The sequence below is a fragment of the Acholeplasma sp. ORD1043 genome (assembly GCF_057808485.1).
This window is the reverse complement of record NZ_JAQLOJ010000005.1, coordinates 30,936-51,704: the sequence shown is the minus strand read 5'-3', so window position 1 is coordinate 51,704 and position 20,769 is coordinate 30,936. Positions and strand designations below refer to the sequence as shown.

Here is a 20,769-nt window from a genome sequence, read left to right as displayed (position 1 = left end):
TCTAGAGGTACTTTTTTGTTATATATAAGGGTCTTTGTGATAAAATTATAGAGGCTAAAAAAAGGAAGTATTAATTATGGAAATTAGAAACGTCGCCATCATCGCTCACGTCGACCATGGCAAAACTACATTAGTGGATAAATTACTCCAACAAACTTTGATCTTTAACGAACATCAAAAGCTACAAGGTTCTATGGATAGTAACGATATCGAAAGAGAACGTGGTATCACGATCTTAGCAAAAGCTACTTCATTAACTTATAATGGTTACCGTATCAATATCATGGACACTCCAGGACATGCTGACTTCGGTGGCGAAGTAGAAAGAATTATGTCACTAGTTGATGGTGTCATGTTACTTGTTGATGCTAAAGACGGTGTTATGCCTCAAACAAAGTTTGTATTAAGAAAAGCCTTAGAAGCAAATCTAAAGCCAATTGTTGTTTTAAACAAATTAGACAGACAATTTGCAGATCCAAAGAGAGTTTTAAACCAAATTTTTGACTTATTTATTGATCTTGGTGCATCTGAAGAACAATTAGAATTCCCAATTCTTTACGCATCAGGTTTACTAGGTTTAGCATCATATGATGAAAACTTAGTAGCAATCAAAGATATGAAACCAATTTTAGAAACAATTATTGCACATGTACCATCACCAAGAGTATCAGATGGTCCATTACAATTCCAACCAGCTTTAATCGATTATAACGAATATGTTGGTAGAATGGGTATTGGTAAAGTATTCCGTGGAAAACTTTCTGTTAACCAAATGGTTTCATGTATTAGAGAAGACGGAAAAGTAGATACATTCCGTGTTCAAAAATTATTCCGTTACGTTGGTATGAGTAAAGTTGAAGTTGAAACTGCAGAAAAAGGTGACATTGTTGCCTTAGCAGGTATTTCAGACATCCACGTAGGTGATACAATTTGTGAAGTTGGTAAAGAAGAAGTTTTACCAAGATTACATATTGATGAACCAACAGTTCAAATGACATTCTTAACAAACAATTCTCCATTTGCTGGTAAAGAAGGTAAATTTGTTACTGCATCGAAAATTTCTGAAAGACTTCATAAAGAAGTTTTAAAAGATGTCTCATTAAAAGTAGAAGATTCACAAGGTTCAGAAAGCTGGTTAGTATCTGGCCGTGGTGAATTACACTTAGGTATCCTACTTGAATCAATGAGAAGAGAAGGTTATGAATTCCAAGTATCAAGACCAAAAGTAATTCTAAAAGAAATTGATGGCAAAGTCATGGAACCTTATGAAGAAGTTCAAGCAGACGTTCCAAACGATTATGTTGGTGCTGTCATGGAATTAATCGGAGCACGTTACGGTAACATCATTAAGATGGAACAAGGTGTCTCTGAATCACGTTTAATCTATCATATGCCTTCACGTGGAATCATCGGTTTAATGACTCAATTCTTAACTGTAACTAAAGGTTACGGTGTGCTATCACACGTATTCTTAGAATATCGTGAAGTAATTAAAGAATCTGTTGGTAATCGTTCAAATGGTGCCCTAATCTCTATGAAAGAAGGTTACACAACTGCTTATGCAATTGGTAAACTTGAAGACAGAGGGGTATTCTTCTTAGAACCACGTGTTCAAGTTTATGAAGGTATGATTGTTGGTATTAACAACAAAGAAAATGACTTAGTTGTTAACGTTGTTGAAGAAAAGAAATTAACAAACATGCGTTCTGCAACTAAAGATGCAACAACTGTTTTAAAACGTCCAACTGAAATGGGTTTAGAAGCATGTATGGACTTCATCAATGATGATGAATATATCGAAATCACGCCTAAATCAATTAGATTACGTAAGAAGTACTTAAAACTAGTTGATAGAAAACGTGCAAACAAAGAATTTAGTGAAGAATAACCCCACATTATTTAGTTAGTTTATTATGTTATAATTAGTAAGAAGGTAAGGTGAACGTAATGAAAATTGCAATTGCAGCCGATCATGCTGGATTTGAAATGAAACAATCCTTGGTGGAACATTTAGTTTCAAAAGGATTTGAGGTTACAGACATGGGGACACATTCAGTGGACCGTGTAGATTATCCTGATTATGCAAAACTTGTTGGTGAAGAAGTAACTAAAGGTGATGCTGAATGCGGAATTTTAATCTGTGGTACTGGTATTGGAATGAGTATTGCAGCAAATAAAGTTAAAGGCATTCGTGCAGCGTTAGTAAACGATGAGTTAACAGCTAGACTAGCTAAAGAACATAATCATGCAAATGTGATTGCTCTAGGTGCTAGAACACATACATTAGCTGAAAACAAATTAATTGTTGATACATATTTAAATGCACATCGTGAATCACGTCATGAAGGACGTGTTCAAAAAATCGCTCAGATCGAAGAGGAAAATAGTAAATGAGTAAGGTTGTTGTTTTAAAACATCCACTCATTGAACATAAGATGTCAATCATCCGCGATAAGAATACTTCAACAAAAAGTTTTAGAGAAAACATTGGTGAAGTGAGTGCGTTGATTGTTTATGAACTTACAAAAGATTTAGAAACAATTGACAAAGAGATTGAAACACCGCTTGTTAAAATGGTGGCTAAAGAACTTAAAAATCCAGTTGTTTTAATACCTATCCTGCGTGCAGGACTTGGTATGGTAGAAGGTATTCATGATTTGATTCCTTCAGCTAAGATTGGGCATATTGGTTTATATCGTAATGAAGAAACCTTAGAACCAGTAACGTACTACCAAAAGTTTCCAAAAGAAATTGAAAATGGCGTTGTTATTGTGTTAGACCCAATGCTTGCAACTGGTGGATCTGCTTCATTTGCTATCCAAACGTTAAAAAATAAAGGTGCTAAAGATATTAGATATGTTGGCATCGTTGGTTGTCCAGAAGGTATTAATCGCTTACAAAAAGATCATCCTGAAGTCCCTATTTACTTAGCTGCTCTAGATGAAAGATTAAATGAAAATGGATATATCTTGCCAGGTCTTGGTGACTGTGGCGATCGATTATTTGGAACAAAATAATGACAGATTTAACTATTTATATCGTATTTTGGACAGTCTTTATTATTTCCTTTATTGTGACATTTAAGATTCTCCAAGCCATTCAAATCGAGCGAATATTTAAAAAATACCGCCAGTTTGAAATACAGGCGGCATACTTAATTATTACAATTATTATCAGTTATTTACTTGCAAGCTTCTCAATCGATATGATTAGAATTATGCCATGGTACTAAGATTTCCTTAGTGCCATGGTTTTTTATTTTTGAAAAGAGATAACTATTTTTATCAACAAGTGATGTATCACCAATAAATGCTAGTTTATATGTGACTTCAGTTAAGAAGGACTTATCAATAATGTAATCGGCAAAGATTGTATCAATCGCGTGGATTTTGTCGTATGAGAATGAGACTTCAAAGTTCATTGTTGTCTCTTTCTTCTCAATTGTTGCTAGTTTAAGCGCTTCTTTAGTTGCTTTAGCATAAGCTCTAATTAAACCACCAGCACCTAATTTTATACCACCAAAGTATCTAATGACACATGCGAAAACATTCTTTAATCCCCACGCGTTTAAGATTTCTAGTATTGGAACACCAGCAGTACCAGAAGGTTCGCCATCATCATTTGAACCTTGAGTGTTTTCAATGACATAAGCTGTACAATAGTGCGTAGCTTTAAGGTATTTTTTCTTAATATCTTTTAATATATCAGGAAATTCATCCGTTGATGTCACTGGAGTGATTACTGCGATAAATTCAGATTTTTCAATTATGATTGTATTTGTTGCAACTTCTTTTAAATAAAACATATTTTCACCGTCAATAGTATAACATAATTTGAGAACCGTTTTTAATAATCACATAAATTTGATATAATATTAAAAGTATCTTTCGTGGGAAGATTATTTAGAAGGAAGGCTTTAAAATGAGTATAACAGCAGCTAAAAAGTTAATCAGAGATTTAAAAAGAAAAGGTTATCAAGCATATATGGTTGGAGGCGTTGTTAGAGACTTTTTAATGAAACAAAAGTTTACTGACATTGATATTACAACAAGTGCCAAACCTTACGAGATTATGAAACTTTTTAAAACTGTTCCAACCGGACTTAAATATGGTACTGTAACAGTTATGTATGATGATGCTCAATTTGAAGTAACAACTTTCCGTCAAGATGGAACAACTAATGACTTCCGTCATCCAGATTCAGTAATCTATACATTAGATGTTAAAGATGATGTTTTACGTCGTGACTTTACAATCAATGGTTTATTAATGGATGAAAGACAAAATCTATTTGATTACGTAAATGGTCAACAAGACATTATAAATCAAATCATAAGAACAATTGGTAGTCCTGATTTAAGATTTAGAGAAGATGCACTTCGTATGTTACGTGCAATTTATTTCCAATCAAAGCTTGGATTTACAATCGAGTATGAAACAAAAGAAGCAATCAAAAGAAACAAACATTTAATTAAAGAACTAGCAATGGAACGCATACATCAAGAAATGATTAAGATTTTAAAAGGTGAACATTTAAAACTTGCACTTCAATCAACGATTGAAACTGAACTTGATGATGTACTACCCGGATTAAAGAAAGGTATTCAATATGTTGCAGGTTTAGAAATGATGCCTTATGTAGATGCATTCTTCGCATTATCATTTACATTAAATGGTGGAGTTGTTCCAGCAGAATGGCCATTTAGTAATGTCCATAGAAATAAATATACAAAAGCTGCTGAACTTGCATTAAAAACAACAGATTATATTAGTGACTTAGAGTTATATCATTATGGACTTGAAATCTCTATTCTTGCAAACAAAGTTAATTCATATTTGGGTAAATCTAAGTATTTAGAAAAACGTATTACAGAACGTTATGAAAATCTACCGGTTCACTCAGAATTAGATTTAGCATTAACTTCTCAACAAATTATCGACTTTAAAAATAAAAAACCAGGTGCTTGGTTAGGTATCTTAAAGAAACAAATCATTGATGATATTTTACTGGGTAAAGTATCAAATACTAAAGAGTCCCTATACAAGTATTTAGAAAGTAAGTAGGCAAACTATGGAAAAAATCATTGGTAAAATTGAGTCTATTAATAAGGGACCAAATTATTGTAATACAACAATTATTTTAGAAGATAAAAAACATTTGAATATTAAACTCGATTTAGGTCAAGATGCGCTCTTACAATTAGGTAAGATCTTCCAATTTGAAATTGAAAGTTATTTAAAGGAAGAAGTTACTCAATATAAAGCAATATCATTTATTCCAGTTGAACAAGCTAACCTTGATAATGATCGTATGGCTGAACTTGTTCAAAGTTTTTATGAACATGCACCAATAAAGATTGCTGAAATCAAAAAAGGTATTGAAGGTTATTTAAAGAAAATTAATAACCCAATATTAAAAGCTGTAACAACTGAAATTTATAAGAAGTATGAGGGCCAATTTTACTTACACCCAGCAGCTACTAAATTCCATCATGCTTATGTTGGTGGATTATCATATCACACCTATGTTATGTTATCAATGGTAGATCCAATGACTAACATATATCCATTCTTAAACAAAGAATTGTTATATGCTGGTACGATTTTACATGATATTTCGAAGATTAACGAAATGACTGGTGTCGATGGTGAATACACGACAGAAGGCACATTATTAGGACACATTGTTATGGGTTCTATTGAAATTGAAAAAGCAGCTGTTAAATTAGGATTTGAAAATAGCGAAGAAGTTATGTTATTAAAACATATGATGATTTCTCATCATGGTCAACTGAATTTTGGTAGTCCTAAGAAACCTCAATTAGGTGAAGCTTTACTATTATGGTTCATGGATACCATTGACTCTAAGTTCACAGAACTTGGAACAGCATTAGAAGAAACCAAGAGTGGTGAATTTACTCAATCAATCAATGTATTAGATAAAATGCGCTTCTATAAACCAAAATTATAGTATAATATGAAATGTATAATTAATGTATTCAATATATATAGGTGGATTAGATGAGTAGAATGTTACCTGGACAATCAAGTAGAAACATCAAAAAAGCAATCATCCAACCAGATGTTGAACCAAATGAGATGAAAGAGGAAGGATTTAGAAAAACTGTCCTAATGTCAAAATGGTCAATATTCTCTATGCTTGCTTTATTGCTAATTGGTGTGATTGTTGTTGTTATTGTGTTAGGAACTAGACCTAATAACCATGACACGACAAAGATATTTGAATATCTTGAAGCAGAAACTTTATCATATAATACATCACCAATATTGTTTTTAAAAACATTAAATAATGAAGAGCTTGTCATATATTATGGTATTAAAGGTGATTCGATAGATTCAAGTGTTAATTTACTACTCATACATGTAATGAATAAATTAGATTCAATAAACATTGTAAATGACGTGTATTTAGGTTCAACAAAGTTGAATTCAGTAACTTATCAATATGATCATAGTAAGAGTAATTTCTATGTCATTGAAATTGAAGAAGATAATGTTGATGTAGATTTTATCATCAATACGGTTAGTTATAGACGTACATTTGATTTTGAATCATTAATACAAGATTTGAATTTTGAGGAACTTGAGTAATCAAGTTCTTTTTTATTTTGAATAAAGAATTAAAAAAAGGACACCTTACAAAAGGTGTCCTTATTCGTTATTAACCGTTTAATACATCAAACCAAGTTGAGTAAATTGCTGCATAACGATCATTTGTAGCACGAGCATAAATGTTATTGCCTGCTGCTTGTTCGAAGAATGCATAATTGAAGAATTGGTTTAAGTTAGCATCTCTTAACGCTTGTAATTTAGCATTTTGAGATTGGTTCTCTAATTCTACTTCACCATCAAAGATGAATAAGAATGCGATTTCTAATTGTGAATATGAATTGTTATAAGCTTGTTGGATTGGAGCAAAGTACTTAGTAATTGCTGTACTTACTGATGTAGGTAATGTAACAACACCAGTCTCTTCTTTAGATTCTTCGATATAAATCATGATTTGTTCATAACTTAACACATCATTTTCATTTAAAGCAGAAAGTTTTTCGTTAGTGTATTTGTTAACAATCTTAGATTGATATGAAGTTTCATCACCAGTTAATTTAGCAGATGATGGTTGAGTATAACCTGTTACTAAGATTAAGTGGTAACCGAATGCTGAACGAGTCTTGTCGATTGAATATACTGCATCAGCAACATCAGAAGTACCTAAAGTTGGAGCGTATAATGGTAAGATTTCGTTTGGTTCAATACCTTCAGCTTCGATTTCATTCTTTAAGTGATCAGCTAATGCCATAGCATAGTTGAAGAATGATTCATCAAACTTAGATGATGATGTTGGGAAGTTTGTAGCATTAGTGATTTCTCCTAATGTTTCGAACTTTAATTGTAAGCCTAAACGTTTGAATGGAACCCATACGTCTTCACGGTTGTATTTATTGATGAATTCAATAACTTGTTCTGGAGTTGGGTTTGGACCTAAATCATCTAATGTCATTAATGATAATTCATAACGAGTTGCATTGTTGTAAGCTTGAACTACTGCGTTTAATCCTTCAGCCATTGTTGGAGAGAATGAAGCACGTTCATTAATCTTTTCGATAAATACTCTAACAACTTCATCTAAACCATCGATGTCAACGATTAAGTTACCATCTAAGTCTAATAAGTTAGCTTCAGCGAAGTCAATCTTATTTGGATCATCTGGTGTACCATCATTGTTTAAGTCAACATAAACTAGTAAGTGAGAAGCAGAAATACCAATTGAGTTACTTCTGTAAGTTTCTGCTAATGTAGCAAATTTCTTGTAAATGTTGTTTGTTGGAGAATCATTTGGGAAATGAACAGTTAAATCTTCTTCGAATAATTCACGTAATTTAGTTTGAACATAAACCTTATCAATAGCATCAGCAGTTGCGCTATCGAAGTTATCATTCTTGTAAGCACCAAAGCCTAATAATAAGAATTGTTCTAGACCCATTGATGCAGGGAATCCAGCAGAAGCATATTGATCAGCTAAGAATGGATTTACATATTGGCTTTCAAATTGTTCTCTGAAATCTTCTCTATCTTCGTCAGTGATTTGATCACCATACTCAACTCTTAACTTCTTCATGAAGATAATATCAAGAGCAGTAGATAAACCTAATACTTCATCTAAGTCAGCAAAGAAGTCATCAACAGTGATTTCTTCACCGTTAACCATAGCTAATACATCATTGTTGTAGAAGCCTTCAGAACCTTCGTATTTACCATTATTTTGTTTATAGTAAGCACGGATAATACTGTCGTAGATATCAACTGTTACATCTTCATATTTTTCAGTTACTTTTGAACTGATATAAGTAGTTGTTAATTTAGAGTCAATTAATTTTCTTAATGCATTTTCTCTAGCTGTTACTGCATTTGGATTATCAAGGTTGAATGTTACTTCATCACCTGATTCATCTAAAATGTCTTCATCAGCTTCGCGGTTATCATTCATTAAGTATACTAAGTATGATTTATTGTTGAAAGTTTGAACTTGACGTGAGTAAGGACGACCATAAGTAATACCTTCATCGTTAGCACCATCTTCAGTTGAGTAGAATAGTGATTCTTTATCTAAACCATACACATAATTTCTTAATTGAGTGTTACCCGAGAATAATGGACTTGTATATTCATACTCAAATAAAGCTTCTAATGAATTTCTAGTTGGTTCACCAGCTTTTAATTCTGAAATATTTTCATAATCTGGAGCTAATGGTTGACCACTGTGTAAATCATCATAAATCTTTAAGAAGTAGTATAATACTTCGTTTTCTTCAGCACTGTGGCTTAATAATCTAGCATATTCGTTGTTGTCAACAGCACTGTTTAATGCATACTTAGAATAGTAAGTAGCAAATTCAGATGTTCTATAGTCAATTTTTTCTAATGTAGCAAGTGTTTTACCTAAACCGCCATCTGCAATTGAATCAGTTAAGATTTTCTTAGCTTTGCCTAATGGTGAGGTAGCATCATAGTTATCAGCCTTAATTGCATCAATAACATCTTGATCAGCGATGTTTGGAATTAAATACCATTCACCGCGTGAATTTGATTTGATAGCGTACTTGTAACGAGCTAATTCTTGTTCTTTAACAGAAGCGAATTCAATGATTAAAGGGTTAACGTTATAACGTCCAGCCACATTGTTCTTATAGTAAGTAACGATTGAACTTTCAGAAATATAAACACTTGAGTCTTCATCAGCTAACTCATTAGTAAGTTCGCCATCTTCAAGATCACCCATTACTGTTTTAGCATAAACTTTCTTTAAAACTGGTAAAGTGTAATATTCTTTGATTGCGTTGATAGTAGCATTGAATCCAGGTACTGATAAGTAACCAAAATCAAAGTCAGCAGCATCTCCATCAAAGTCAGCAGCACGTGCTTGAATATCAGCAACAGCTGCTTCTAAGTAATCGATTAAAGCATCTTTGTCGATACCAGGTTTAGTAATAGCAAATGAGTCTGCAAAAGAAAGAATTCTTTGTGCAACAGCCTCTTCTGACATATCACTGATTTGTTTTGGTGTAATGCTTGCATTTGAGAATAGTGCTGTATTGATTTCTGTTTCAAATGCCTTTCTTTCAAAATCGCTTAAACTTGCATTAAGTTCTACATCTTTAAAGACTTTTTCATCAATGAAATTAGAAAGTCTGCTTAAAGCTGAAGTTCTTAATTGATTGTATAATTCTTTTTCGGTAACTGAATATTCACCTAAAGTTAGGTAAGTAGAGTCATCGATTGAGCCATAAGGTACTTGCTCATTTGTTGTACACGCTGCAAGCGTGAGGGCAAATAAAGCGACTAATAAAAAAATAGCGAGCTTCTTTGCGGAAAATAACGTTCTTAATATATTCATGTATGCGTTCACTCCTTAATTGTGGTTAAAAAAATACAGCACATATAATATAGCATTTTTTGGATGCTATTGCAACACCTTTTGCATTTAATGATATAAATATCATGTTGAAATGTAAGCGGTTCAACTTAAAGTACATGTGTGTTACAATAGGAATAGGTGAAATTTATGGAGATTTTTATTTTAGCATCAGGGTCAAAAGGGAATGTTACGTACGTGAAAAATGAAGTTACATCATTTTTCATAGATGCGGGTATATCCTATCAAAAAATTGAATCAAAAATGAAAGCATATGGCGAAGATGTAAGAAGTGTTAAAACTTTATTCTTAACCCATGAACATTTGGACCATATTGCAGGCTTAAAAACGCTATTAAAATCAGGTCAAATTGAACAAGTATACTTAACTCAAGGCACACTTGAAGCGTTAAATGGTGAAATCAAACCGTTATTACCTCGATATGAAATTATCAAAGCAGATGAAATGTTTAATTATTATAATTTTGAAGTTACACCAATCCTTCTTTCGCATGATGCAAAAGAACCGGTGGGTTTTATCTTTAAAGAAAGTGAAAAGAAGTTTGTTGTATTAACAGATACTGGTTATGTTGATCAAAGTTATGTTAGTATGTTAAAAAATGCTGACTGTTATTTACTTGAAGCAAATCATGATCCGGCTAGACTTTTACATTCTTCACGACCTTTTTATCTTAAACAAAGAATCTTAGGTATTACAGGCCATTTATCAAATGAAGATGCGGCTCGATTAATGAATCAATTAGTCGATCAAAAAGCTGTTTGGGTTGTTGCTCATATTTCTGAGGATTGTAATGAAATATTCGACATTGAAAAAGCAATTGTTGAGCAATTTGAAGACCCAACAAAAGTTGAAATTTATTATGCTTCTCAGCAGTCATTGCCAGGTATAAAAATATGAGAATTAAAATAATAAGTGTAGGTAAAATTAAACAACCAGAGATTATATCTCTAATCGAAAATTACACAAAGCAAATGAAGCAATTTTCGATTGTTGAAATACCGGATGAAAAAGATGAAACTGGGATGGAAAAAGAAGGTCAACAAATTCTTTCCAAGATTGATAAAGATGCCTTTGTAATTGTACTTGCAATAGAAGGCAAAACATTTGATTCTAAAGAGTTTGCAGAATATTTGAACACTGTTAGTATGCATCATTCATCAACAATCAATTTTATCATTGGTGGCTCTTATGGATTATCAAAGTCAGTTAAAGAAAAAGCAGATTTTTTACTTTCATTTTCAAAGATGACTTTTCCTCACCAATTAATGCGTTTAATTTTAGTTGAACAAATATACCGTGCAGAAGCAATTTTAAAGAATCACCCATACCACAAGTGAGGACATCATGACAATATTTTTAGATTTTAATGGAACAATTTTAGATGATTTAGATCTTTGCATCAATTTACTAAATGAGATGTTAGTTGAACAAGGACATACACCAGTTACTAAGGAAAGATACTTAGATATTTTTACTTTCCCTATTATTGAATACTATAAAGCAGCAGGCTTTACATTTGAGAATTATACTTATGAAGAACTTGCTCACAGATTCATTAATCGTTATCAACCAGCAAGTTTTAAATGCAATCTTCACGAGGGAATTGTTGAAACTGTTAAAAATTTGACTGCAAAAGGACACCAAGTTATTGTACTTTCTGCATCAAAACACGAAAATTTAGTAGAACAGTTATCTCAATTTAATATAGTTAATATTTTTAATGATATACTAGGAATTGAAGACATTTACGCTCAAAGCAAAATAAATTTAGCACGTCGTTATGTTGATAAACATAAGTTGAATCCTAAAAACATCATTATGGTAGGAGATACTTTACATGATGGTGAAGTTGCTACTGAATTAGGATGTCATATGATTTATTACACAAAAGGACATCAATCTAAATCAAAGTTTATTGGCTTCAAAACGATTGATCATTTTAATGAATTAGAAAAGGAGATTGAAATTTATGAAAAAAGAAAAGAAAGTCTCAACTAAAGTCAAAGCAAAAGGCTTTATTCATGGCTTCAAAGAATTTGTAATGAAAGGTAATGTCATCGATATGGCTGTTGTGGTCATCATTGGTGGTGCATTTGGTAAGATTATTACCAGCCTTGTAAACGACATTATCCTACCTCCAATCGGTGTTTTATTAAATGGTGTTGATTTTAAAGATTTAAAAGTCTTGATCTATGCACCTGGGGATGTGTATATTAGTTATGGTAATTTTATTCAAGTTGTTTTAGAGTTCTTAATTATTGCATTCTCAATTTATGCTGTTTTATTCTTCATTATTAAGCGTCGTCAAATTGAGGCTCAACTCTTAAGAAAACAAGAAGAAGAAAAAGCTAAAGAACTTCAAGAAAAAGCTGATGAAAAAGCAGTTAATGATGCAGTTGTTGCTGCAGCAGCTAAAGAACAAGGTAATGAAGTACTTGTAATATTAAAAGAGATTAGAGATCTACTAGGAGAGAAAAAGAAATGAACAAGATAAAAGTCATCGTATGTTCCAACTCAGCAATCGATTATATAGAATATCCAAAAGAGATTGAAATATTCAGAATGAATTTACATTTTGGATCAGAATCTTACTTGGATTTCGTAGAAATGCCCGCTAAAGAGTTCTATCAAAGAATCGGTGATAATCCAAATGATATTCCCAAAACATCTTATACTCCATTAGGTCAAATGTTAGAAAGATTTGACCAACTTGAAAAAGAAGGATATAAAGATGCGATTGTAATCACAATTGCTAGACCGTTATCTGGAATGTGTGATGCGATTAAAAAGATAGCAACTGAAACAAAATTAAATGTTGTTGCTTATGATTCAAGAACTTTAGCATATCCTGAAGCATACATGGCTATTACTGCTCAAAAAATGGTTCAAAACGGAGCTAATTTAGAAGAAATTCTAGGCGTATTAGATTTTATCCGTGATAACAATCATATGTTCTTCACTGTTGATACATTACTTTATTTAGTTAAGAATGGTCGCTTATCAAAACTACAAGGTACATTAGGTTCAATGTTACAACTTAAACCAGTGCTCACATTCTCTAAAGAAGGTAAAGTTGAAACACTAGAAAAAATCCGTACTTCTAATAAAGCGTTAAGAAGAGTTGTTGAACTTTATTTAGAAGAAACAAAAGGTATGGATTGCTTAACTTTCATTTCACATGCACATAATGATGAAGCAGTAGCACTTATGACTGAATTGATTCATGAAGTTTATCCGAACCGCGAAATTGTATCTTCGTATCTAACTCCGGTTGTTGGTGCACATACTGGACCTAAGGCAATCGGTTTAGGTTGGATTAGAAAACAATAAAAATCAACAAAACACCTTGGAAGTAATCACTAAGGTGTTTTTTAATATTCACAACATAAGATTTAATCTATAAGAGTTAAAAATAAGATAAATTTTAATACTTATTAACCTTTTTAGGTTAAACATACTTTTTCTTTTACAGTTTTTCGTGCATCCAAATATTTATAATTGTAAAATTAAAAGCAGTATGATAGTATATAATAAACAAAAGGAAGTTGGTAACTCATGTTTTTAAATACATTTGCTTATTATTATTACTATCAAATGTAAAAGGACTTGCATAAACGTGCATTCCTTTTTAGTGGTTTTAGTTAATAAGGAATGTTACCAAACAGAAGCATACTTTAAAAGATGACTCCTCGAAGGTACATACCTTTCGAGGATTTTTTATTCCAAAAGGAGAGATGACGATATGATCGTACAAATGAAGAAAAACGTAACATCTGAAGAAATTAAGAAGTTACAAGATTACCTAACAAAAAAAGGTTTTGGTATCAAAGATGCATCAAGTAGTGAAATTGTTTTATTTGGTATTCTAGGTGATACTAAATCACTTGATGCAGATCAAATTAAAGTATTTGCAGGTGTTGAAAATGTGACTAGAATTTCTAGCCCTTACAAACTTGCAAGTAAAGCATTCCGTCAAGAAAGAACAATTATTACATTAAAGAATGGTGTAGAAATTGGTGGTGATGAATTTGTTGTTATGGCAGGACCTTGTTCTGTTGAATCAGAAGAACAATTAACCATCATTGCAGAAGCTGTAAAAGCATCTGGTTCTAAGATTTTAAGAGGTGGCGTCTTTAAGCCAAGAACATCACCTTATGCATTTCAAGGATTAGGCATTGAAGGCTTAAAGATGATGAGAAAAGTTGCTGATAAACTTGGTATGGCAATTGTCACAGAACTTATGGGTACTGAACATTTAGATGAGTTTGTAAAATACACTGATATCATCCAAATTGGTGCTAGGAATATGCAAAACTTTGACTTACTTAAAGCAGTAGGTAGAACAAATATCCCTGTTTTATTAAAACGTGGATTGTCAAACACGATTGAAGAGTGGTTAATGAGTGCTGAGTATATTATGGCATCAGGTAATGAGCAAGTCATACTTTGTGAACGTGGTATTAGAACATTTGAAAAATATACAAGAAATACATTAGATATTTCAGCAGTATTAGCCGTTAGAGAATTATCACACTTACCAGTAATTATTGACCCATCACATGCTGCTGGTAAATGGGAAATGATTGAATCATTATCACTTGCATCAATGGCTGTTGGGGCAGATGGTATTATAGTTGAAGTCCATCATGATCCAGAACGTGCTTTATCCGATGGACCACAAAGCTTAAAACCTAAGAAATTTAGTCAGATGATGGATAAGTTAGAAACACTATCAACTGTACTAGATAAAAAAATCGTCAGATGAAGATTTTTATCGTAGGGCTAGGCTTGATGGGGGCGAGTTATGCTCAAAAATTAAGAGATTTAGGTAATGAAGTTCATGGGTATGATATGGACTTACAAGTGAACTTTGAAGCTGTTAAAGACAAAGTTATTTTGTCTTCAAATTTAGATGAAATTAAAACTTCGGATTTAGTTATTTTAGCGTTATATCCTAAAGATAATATTACATTTGTTAAGAAGCATAAAAACTTATTTAAAGACCAATTAGTTACAGATTTAGCAGGTAGTAAATTACATCTAGTTGAAGAATTAGATAAAATTTTTCCAAAATCAGTTAGATATGTCCCTCATCATCCAATGGCTGGTCGTGAAAAAAGAGGTTATTTTAACCGTGATGTCACGATGTTTGATGGTGCCAACTTCTTAGTGATTAAAAACGAAAACGTTAATGAAGTTGATTACAATCAAATTGAGGCATTAGGAAAGATGTTAGGTTTTGGTAGAATCACTAGACTTACAGCAAAAGAACATGATAAGTTGATTGCACACACATCTCAATTAACTCATCTTTTGGCAGTTGGTCTGATGTTAAGTGAAGATGAACCACATACGAAATTGGCAACAGGGGATTCATATCGTGACTTAACAAGAATCGCTAAAATTAATGAAGATCTTTGGACTGAGTTATTCTTAGATAATAAGGGTCCATTGATTGAACAGATTGAACACTTTACAAAAGTTTTAGAAAAGCTAAAAAACGATATTCAAAATGATAAAGTAGAAGATATTAAAAAAGCATTAAGAGATGCCAAAGAAAAGAGGATTTTATTCGATGATTTTAAACGTAAATGAGTACGATATTATAATTGAAGATAATCTTCTAGCGAATCTTAAAGAACACATTAAGAAAGTCTATCCATATGAAAAAGTTTTTATTGTTACAGATAAAAATCTTTTTAGACTTTATGAACAAAAACTAAAGGAAGCATTACAAGATTTTGATGTTCACATTGTTGCAGTAGAGCCAGGTGAACATTCAAAATCACTTCAAACATATGAACAATTATCTAAGTACTTAATCAATCAAGGTATGAAAAGAAATCATTTATTGATTGCTTTTGGTGGTGGTGTGATTGGTGACTTAGTAGGTTTTGTTGCTGGAACATTATACCGTGGTGTTCCTTTTATTCAAATACCAACTAGTTTACTTGCTATGGTAGATTCATCGATTGGTGGTAAAACAGGCATTGACTTACCTGAGGGTAAGAATTTACTTGGTGTATTTAAAAATCCTAGAGTCGTTCTAATTGACCCGCAAGTTTTAGAGACATTACCAATTGAAGAATACAGAAATGGTTTAGCAGAAGTAGTCAAAGCTGCAATTATTGATGATAAAGATTTATTTGAATACTTAAAATCAAATGATACATTAACGATAGAAAAGTTAGTTCAAGCAATTGAAGTTAAAAGAAAAATAGTTTTAAAAGATCCATATGAAGAAAACATAAGAATGTATTTAAATTTTGGTCATACCTTTGGACATGCTATTGAACGTCATTACGATTATGCAATTAAGCATGGGGTTGCAGTAGCCTATGGAATGCTTATGAGTTTAAAAGAAGGTAACGCGCGTGGTATATCTCCAAAATGGCTTTATGACGAAGTTAAGGAAATATTATTAAGATTAAAATTAGTGCGTGAACCACTCTTAGAAAAAGAGTTATTTATTCCACTTATTACTACCGATAAAAAACAACTTGCAGATGGATTAAGATTTATCTTTGCAAGAAACATTGGTGAATTAGAAATTGTAAAAGGAGTTAAGTTTTAATGTTAAAGATTACTCCCAATAAATTAAAAGGAACTGTTCATGTTGTATCATCTAAGAGTTTATCTCATAGATATATGATTGCTGCTGCGCTTGCAGAAGGTCAATCAGAAATCAATAACATTCTTGATTCTGATGACTTAGTTGCAACAACTAAAGCACTTATTTCTTTAGGGGCAAAGATTAATGGCAATCAAATTGAAGGTTCAAAAATTAGAAGAATACATGATGTCATAGATGCAAATGAATCTGGATCAACGCTTCGTTTTTTAATCCCGATTGCGATGCTTCAAGATGAACCAATCACTTTTGTTGGACATGGTAAATTACCAGAACGTCCACAAAATGTGTATGAAGAAATGTTTAGTAACTATCACTTTAAACATCCGAAAGATAAGTGGTTACCACTAGAAGTTAAAGGACCACTTAAGGCGGGAACTTACGCTTTATCTGGAAATGTTTCAAGTCAGTTTGTAACCGGATTACTTTACGCATTACCACTAGTTGATGGTGATTCTAAAATTGTTTTAACATCACCGCTAGAGTCTAAAGGTTATGTTGATTTAACACTCGATGTGATCAAACAATTTGGGGTAGAAATTATTAATAAAGCGTATGAGTTTATTATTCCAGGTAATCAAAAGTATAAACCAATGAAAGCATCTGTTGAAGGTGATTTTAGTGGAGCAGCTTTCTTTGTTGTAGCAGGTTTACTTGGTGATGAAATCCTTCTAAAGAACTTAAGAGAAGATAGTCTTCAAGGTGACAAAGAAATTGTTAGATTTGCTCAAGATATGGGTGGAGATATTTCATACACTAAAGAAGGTTTATTAATTAAACCAAATCAGACAAAAGGGATTTCAATCGATATTGGACAAACACCAGATTTAGGTCCAATACTTATGGTTTTAGGTGCATTATCAGAAGGTATCACAGAAATAAAGAATGCATCACGTCTTCGTATAAAAGAATCTGACCGTTTAGCTGCTATGGTAGAAAATCTTTCTAAAATGGGTGTTTTAATGGAAGTCTTTGAAGACTCAGTTAAAATTCATGGCAGAAAGAACTTGAAAGGTAATGTTACATTATCTACCTTTGGTGATCATAGAATCGCCATGGCATGTGCGATTGCATCCATAAAAGCGGATGGCCCAATCACACTTGATGATGAAAAAGTCGTTTCAAAAAGTTACCCAACATTCTTTGAAGTGTTTAAATCCTTAGGAGGTATCATAAATGACTAAACTGGATACATTACGTTTGGCAATTGACCAAACCGATAAAGAACTTGTAAGACTACTTGAAGAAAGATTTAAATTAGTAAGAGAGATTGGTCAATATAAAAAAGACAATAATTTACCAATCTTTGATCCAATAAGAGAAAAACAAGTTCTAGAGTCTAAAGAAAGATTGGTATCTAATAAAGCTGACTGGCAATATTATGAAAAGATCTTTAAACTCTTTATGGATATTTCAAAGGAAATGGAAAAATGAAAAGATTAGGAATCATCGGTTATCCATTATCACATACTAAATCACCTCAATTACACGATGCATTCGCTTCATTTTTTGATTTAGATTTGACGTATTTGGTTCATTCGATACCAGAAAATCAATTGAAAAAGATTTTAGAAGAAGTCAGAAATGGTCATAATTCTGGACTTAATGTGACGATTCCTTATAAAGAAAAAGTAATACCTTTATTGGATGATTTAACAGAGAAAGCTAAAAAGATTGGTGCTGTTAATACAATCTATTTAAAGGATAAAAAAATAATTGGTGATAATACGGATTACGATGGTTTTAAAGGTCTGATTGAAAAGTCAGGTCTTGATTTAAAGGACAAAAGATTTCTTATTTTAGGTACCGGTGGTGCAGCAAAGGCAGTCTATCATGTACTTAATGATTTAGGATATAAGATTCAAGTTGTTTCAAGAACTAAAAGACTTGATAAGGATTTTGGTGAAGTGATTGGATATGATGATTTAAATCCTAAGGATTATGATGTTATTGTTAATACAACTCCGGTTGGCATGTATCCTAATCAAGATTCATCACCACTTGATCAAAAATTTGTTAAAGGTAAAATTGTTTTTGACTTAATCTACAATCCACTTGAAACAAAATTAATGCGTTTTGCAGAACATGCATTTAATGGAATTAACATGTTAATCATTCAAGGCATAAAAGCTGAGTCTATTTGGCATCAAAAAGAGTTTAAAATAACAGATGAATTATTAAAACATATAAAGGGGGCAATTCTATGAACACGTTTGGAACATTATTTAAAGTAACTATTTATGGAGAATCGCATCAAGAGGCGATTGGTTGTGTCATTGATGGTGTACTTCCAGGTTTGAAAATTGATTGGGATAAAGTCAATGAAGATTTGGCTAAAAGACGTCCGGGTGCAGTCGGAACAACACCTAGAGTTGAAGAAGACAAACTACATGTGACATCTGGAATCTTTAATGATCTAACAACTGGTTCACCAGTACATGTGATGATTAAAAATGAGAATGTTCAATCAAAAGATTATTCGCATTTAGTTAAACAACCTCGTCCAGGTCATGCTGATTATGTAGCCTCTGTTAAATATAATGGTTTCCATGATTATCGTGGTGGTGGTCGTTTCTCAGGTAGATTAACTACCCCAATTGTTGTTGCCGGAGCGATTGCTAAACAAATGATGCCATATCAATTCTCTAATCAATTGATTCAAGTTGGTACTTTAAAAGATATGTCTAAATTAGATGAATATTTAGCAGAAGTTAAGGAAAAAGGTGAATCTGTTGGTGGTATAATTGAAGTACGTGTTAAAGGGGTTCCGGTTGGTTTAGGTGAACCAATGTTTGAAAAACTGGATTCTAAAATTGGACAAATGATGTTTTCAATTCCAGCGGTTAAAGGGGTTGAAATTGGAACGGGTTTTGAAGGTGTTGGACAGGTTGGATCATGGTTTAATGATGTTTACGAAGACGAAACTGGTAAAACTTTAACGAATCATTCAGGTGGTGTTTCTGGTGGTATTTCAAACGGTAACGAGATTGTTGTCAAAGTTTTTGTAAAACCAACCTCAAGCATTGCTAAACCACAAACATCATTCAACATGGAAACAAAGGAAAAACAAGAATTCCAAGTTGGAGGCAGACACGATGTTGCGATTGTACGTCGCGCTGGTATTGTTGTAGAAAATGCACTTGCAATCGTACTTGCAGATTTATTCTTATGGAACAAGGTATATAAATGAACTATACACAAATCCTATCAACAACATTAAAAATAACTTTAGTTGGTGTCACTTCAAGCTTAATTGCTTGGTTAATTGGTATCGATAACTTCCTATTAGTAGGTATCTTAGGCATCCTATGTGTATCACCAACGAAGAAAGATTCTTTAGTACTTGGGGTTAAAAGACTGAGTGATGTCATCCTCGCATTACTCCTATCAACTTTGTTATTTGTTTTAATAGGATTTGAACTTTACACATTTGTCATCTTTATATTCTTATTTGTTTTAGGGTCGTATTTAACGAAAATTGAAATTGGTTTAGTCCCAGGGATTGTCCTTGTGAATCACGTTTATACGTTAGGACAATTTGACATGATGTTTTTATTAGAAGAAATTCTAATCATTAGTGTTGCAGTTGGTGTGGCCCTTGTTGTCAATACACTTTATCCTGAAAGTTGGCATAAACGCATTGTTACAGATATTAAGTCAATTGATGCTATGCTTCAAGACCACTTATATATGTTATCGATTGTTCTAAATCAAACAAAAGATTTAGAAGCATTTAAAGAACATTTTGAACGCATGAGTAAACAAATTCTTATGCGTATTGAAAAAGCAGAACTACAAGATAGAAACCGTGTGTTTTCAAATGATTTAGCTTATGTGGCATACCTATATGCCAGACGCAATCAACTTTATTACATGAATCATATGTATGATAGTGCATTTAAATTAAATGAGGAACACAATCATCAAAAAGAGATTGCACGATATATTGAACAACTATCATTTGATATAGGTGATGAAAATAAAGCGGATAAACAAGTTGAAATCTTAAACGGGTTAATTTCTAAGTTTAAAGAACAACCACTTCCAAAAACAAGAAATGAATTTGAAACAAGAGCACTTTTATATCATATGCTCACAGATTTAAGAAGTATGTTAGAAGTGAAAAGGTTATTCCATCAAAGATATCCAGATTTTAAACTATAATTAAGATAACATTTCAAAT

At 32.3% G+C, this 20,769-nt stretch carries 22 protein-coding genes; 20 read left to right on the top strand and 2 right to left on the bottom strand.

Going from position 1 to position 20,769, the window contains the following annotated elements; all coding sequences use genetic code 11:
- The first annotated feature begins 76 nt into the window (after nt 1–76).
- From typA to PG914_RS02670, 4 genes are read left to right on the top strand one after another with little or no spacing between them, the layout of a single operon-like run.
- The gene (gene typA, locus PG914_RS02685) at nt 77–1,888 is read left to right on the top strand and encodes a translational GTPase TypA (protein ID WP_488822148.1); all 1,812 of its coding nucleotides are present in this window, start codon (nt 77–79) and stop codon (nt 1,886–1,888) included.
- A 59-nt stretch (nt 1,889–1,947) separates the two neighbouring features.
- A complete protein-coding gene (rpiB, locus tag PG914_RS02680; RefSeq protein ID WP_488822146.1) occupies nt 1,948–2,394 on the top strand; it encodes a ribose 5-phosphate isomerase B in 447 nt (148 codons plus the stop codon).
- Nucleotides 2,391–3,017, top strand: coding sequence for a uracil phosphoribosyltransferase (upp, locus tag PG914_RS02675; protein WP_488822145.1), 627 nt, complete (start codon nt 2,391–2,393; stop codon nt 3,015–3,017). The genes rpiB and upp overlap by 4 nt, the downstream gene beginning before the upstream one ends.
- Nucleotides 3,017–3,232 (top strand): DUF1146 family protein, encoded by a 216-nt coding sequence (locus tag PG914_RS02670; protein ID WP_488822144.1) that lies wholly within the window; start codon nt 3,017–3,019, stop codon nt 3,230–3,232. The genes upp and PG914_RS02670 overlap by 1 nt, the downstream gene beginning before the upstream one ends.
- Here the strand turns inward: PG914_RS02670 and PG914_RS02665 are convergent.
- Nucleotides 3,197–3,805 carry an IMPACT family protein gene (locus PG914_RS02665; RefSeq protein WP_488822143.1) on the bottom strand — a complete coding sequence of 203 codons (609 nt, stop codon included), beginning with the start codon at nt 3,803–3,805 and terminating at the stop codon, nt 3,197–3,199. The genes PG914_RS02670 and PG914_RS02665 overlap by 36 nt on opposite strands.
- A 116-nt stretch (nt 3,806–3,921) precedes the next feature.
- On the opposite strand from PG914_RS02665, the gene PG914_RS02660 reads away from it, so the two are divergent.
- From PG914_RS02660 to PG914_RS02650, 3 genes are read left to right on the top strand one after another with little or no spacing between them, the layout of a single operon-like run.
- Complete coding sequence (locus PG914_RS02660; RefSeq protein ID WP_488822142.1) at nt 3,922–5,064, top strand: CCA tRNA nucleotidyltransferase; 1,143 nt, start codon at nt 3,922–3,924, stop codon at nt 5,062–5,064.
- Nucleotides 5,065–5,071: 7 nt separating this feature from the next.
- On the top strand, nt 5,072–5,971 hold the full coding sequence (locus PG914_RS02655) for an HD domain-containing protein (protein ID WP_488822141.1): 900 nt from the start codon (nt 5,072–5,074) through the stop codon (nt 5,969–5,971).
- A 50-nt stretch (nt 5,972–6,021) separates the two neighbouring features.
- Complete coding sequence (locus tag PG914_RS02650; protein WP_488822140.1) at nt 6,022–6,612, top strand: hypothetical protein; 591 nt, start codon at nt 6,022–6,024, stop codon at nt 6,610–6,612.
- A 70-nt stretch (nt 6,613–6,682) separates the two neighbouring features.
- On the opposite strand, the gene PG914_RS02645 is transcribed toward PG914_RS02650, so the two are convergent.
- The gene (locus tag PG914_RS02645; protein WP_488822138.1) at nt 6,683–9,916 is read right to left on the bottom strand and encodes a hypothetical protein; all 3,234 of its coding nucleotides are present in this window, start codon (nt 9,914–9,916) and stop codon (nt 6,683–6,685) included.
- 168 nt (nt 9,917–10,084) lie between these two features.
- On the opposite strand from PG914_RS02645, the gene PG914_RS02640 reads away from it, so the two are divergent.
- From PG914_RS02640 to PG914_RS02580, 13 genes are all read left to right on the top strand, one after another.
- Nucleotides 10,085–10,852: an MBL fold metallo-hydrolase gene (locus tag PG914_RS02640; protein WP_488822137.1), complete on the top strand. Its 768-nt coding sequence runs from the start codon at nt 10,085–10,087 to the stop codon at nt 10,850–10,852.
- Nucleotides 10,849–11,292 (top strand): 23S rRNA (pseudouridine(1915)-N(3))-methyltransferase RlmH, encoded by a 444-nt coding sequence (locus PG914_RS02635; protein ID WP_488822136.1) that lies wholly within the window; start codon nt 10,849–10,851, stop codon nt 11,290–11,292. Before PG914_RS02640 ends, PG914_RS02635 begins: the two co-directional genes overlap by 4 nt.
- 7 nt (nt 11,293–11,299) lie before the next feature.
- Complete coding sequence (locus PG914_RS02630; RefSeq protein ID WP_488822135.1) at nt 11,300–11,953, top strand: HAD family hydrolase; 654 nt, start codon at nt 11,300–11,302, stop codon at nt 11,951–11,953.
- Nucleotides 11,925–12,440, top strand: coding sequence for a large conductance mechanosensitive channel protein MscL (gene mscL / locus PG914_RS02625; RefSeq protein ID WP_488822134.1), 516 nt, complete (start codon nt 11,925–11,927; stop codon nt 12,438–12,440). Before PG914_RS02630 ends, mscL begins: the two co-directional genes overlap by 29 nt.
- Complete coding sequence (locus PG914_RS02620; RefSeq protein ID WP_488822133.1) at nt 12,437–13,285, top strand: DegV family protein; 849 nt, start codon at nt 12,437–12,439, stop codon at nt 13,283–13,285. Before mscL ends, PG914_RS02620 begins: the two co-directional genes overlap by 4 nt.
- A gap of 412 nt (nt 13,286–13,697) precedes the next feature.
- Nucleotides 13,698–14,720, top strand: a complete 1,023-nt coding sequence (aroF, locus tag PG914_RS02615) for a 3-deoxy-7-phosphoheptulonate synthase (protein ID WP_488822132.1) — start codon at nt 13,698–13,700, stop codon at nt 14,718–14,720.
- The gene (locus PG914_RS02610) at nt 14,717–15,550 is read left to right on the top strand and encodes a prephenate dehydrogenase (RefSeq protein ID WP_488822131.1); all 834 of its coding nucleotides are present in this window, start codon (nt 14,717–14,719) and stop codon (nt 15,548–15,550) included. Before aroF ends, PG914_RS02610 begins: the two co-directional genes overlap by 4 nt.
- On the top strand, nt 15,531–16,529 hold the full coding sequence (gene aroB, locus PG914_RS02605; RefSeq protein WP_488822130.1) for a 3-dehydroquinate synthase: 999 nt from the start codon (nt 15,531–15,533) through the stop codon (nt 16,527–16,529). Before PG914_RS02610 ends, aroB begins: the two co-directional genes overlap by 20 nt.
- Nucleotides 16,529–17,770, top strand: a complete 1,242-nt coding sequence (gene aroA / locus PG914_RS02600; RefSeq protein ID WP_488822129.1) for a 3-phosphoshikimate 1-carboxyvinyltransferase — start codon at nt 16,529–16,531, stop codon at nt 17,768–17,770. The genes aroB and aroA overlap by 1 nt, the downstream gene beginning before the upstream one ends.
- A complete protein-coding gene (locus tag PG914_RS02595; protein WP_488822128.1) occupies nt 17,763–18,020 on the top strand; it encodes a chorismate mutase in 258 nt (85 codons plus the stop codon). The genes aroA and PG914_RS02595 overlap by 8 nt, the downstream gene beginning before the upstream one ends.
- On the top strand, nt 18,017–18,793 hold the full coding sequence (gene aroE, locus PG914_RS02590) for a shikimate dehydrogenase (protein ID WP_488822127.1): 777 nt from the start codon (nt 18,017–18,019) through the stop codon (nt 18,791–18,793). Before PG914_RS02595 ends, aroE begins: the two co-directional genes overlap by 4 nt.
- The gene (locus tag PG914_RS02585) at nt 18,790–19,776 is read left to right on the top strand and encodes a chorismate synthase (protein WP_488822126.1); all 987 of its coding nucleotides are present in this window, start codon (nt 18,790–18,792) and stop codon (nt 19,774–19,776) included. The genes aroE and PG914_RS02585 overlap by 4 nt, the downstream gene beginning before the upstream one ends.
- Nucleotides 19,773–20,750 (top strand): aromatic acid exporter family protein, encoded by a 978-nt coding sequence (locus PG914_RS02580; RefSeq protein ID WP_488822125.1) that lies wholly within the window; start codon nt 19,773–19,775, stop codon nt 20,748–20,750. Before PG914_RS02585 ends, PG914_RS02580 begins: the two co-directional genes overlap by 4 nt.
- Nucleotides 20,751–20,769 lie beyond the last annotated feature (19 nt).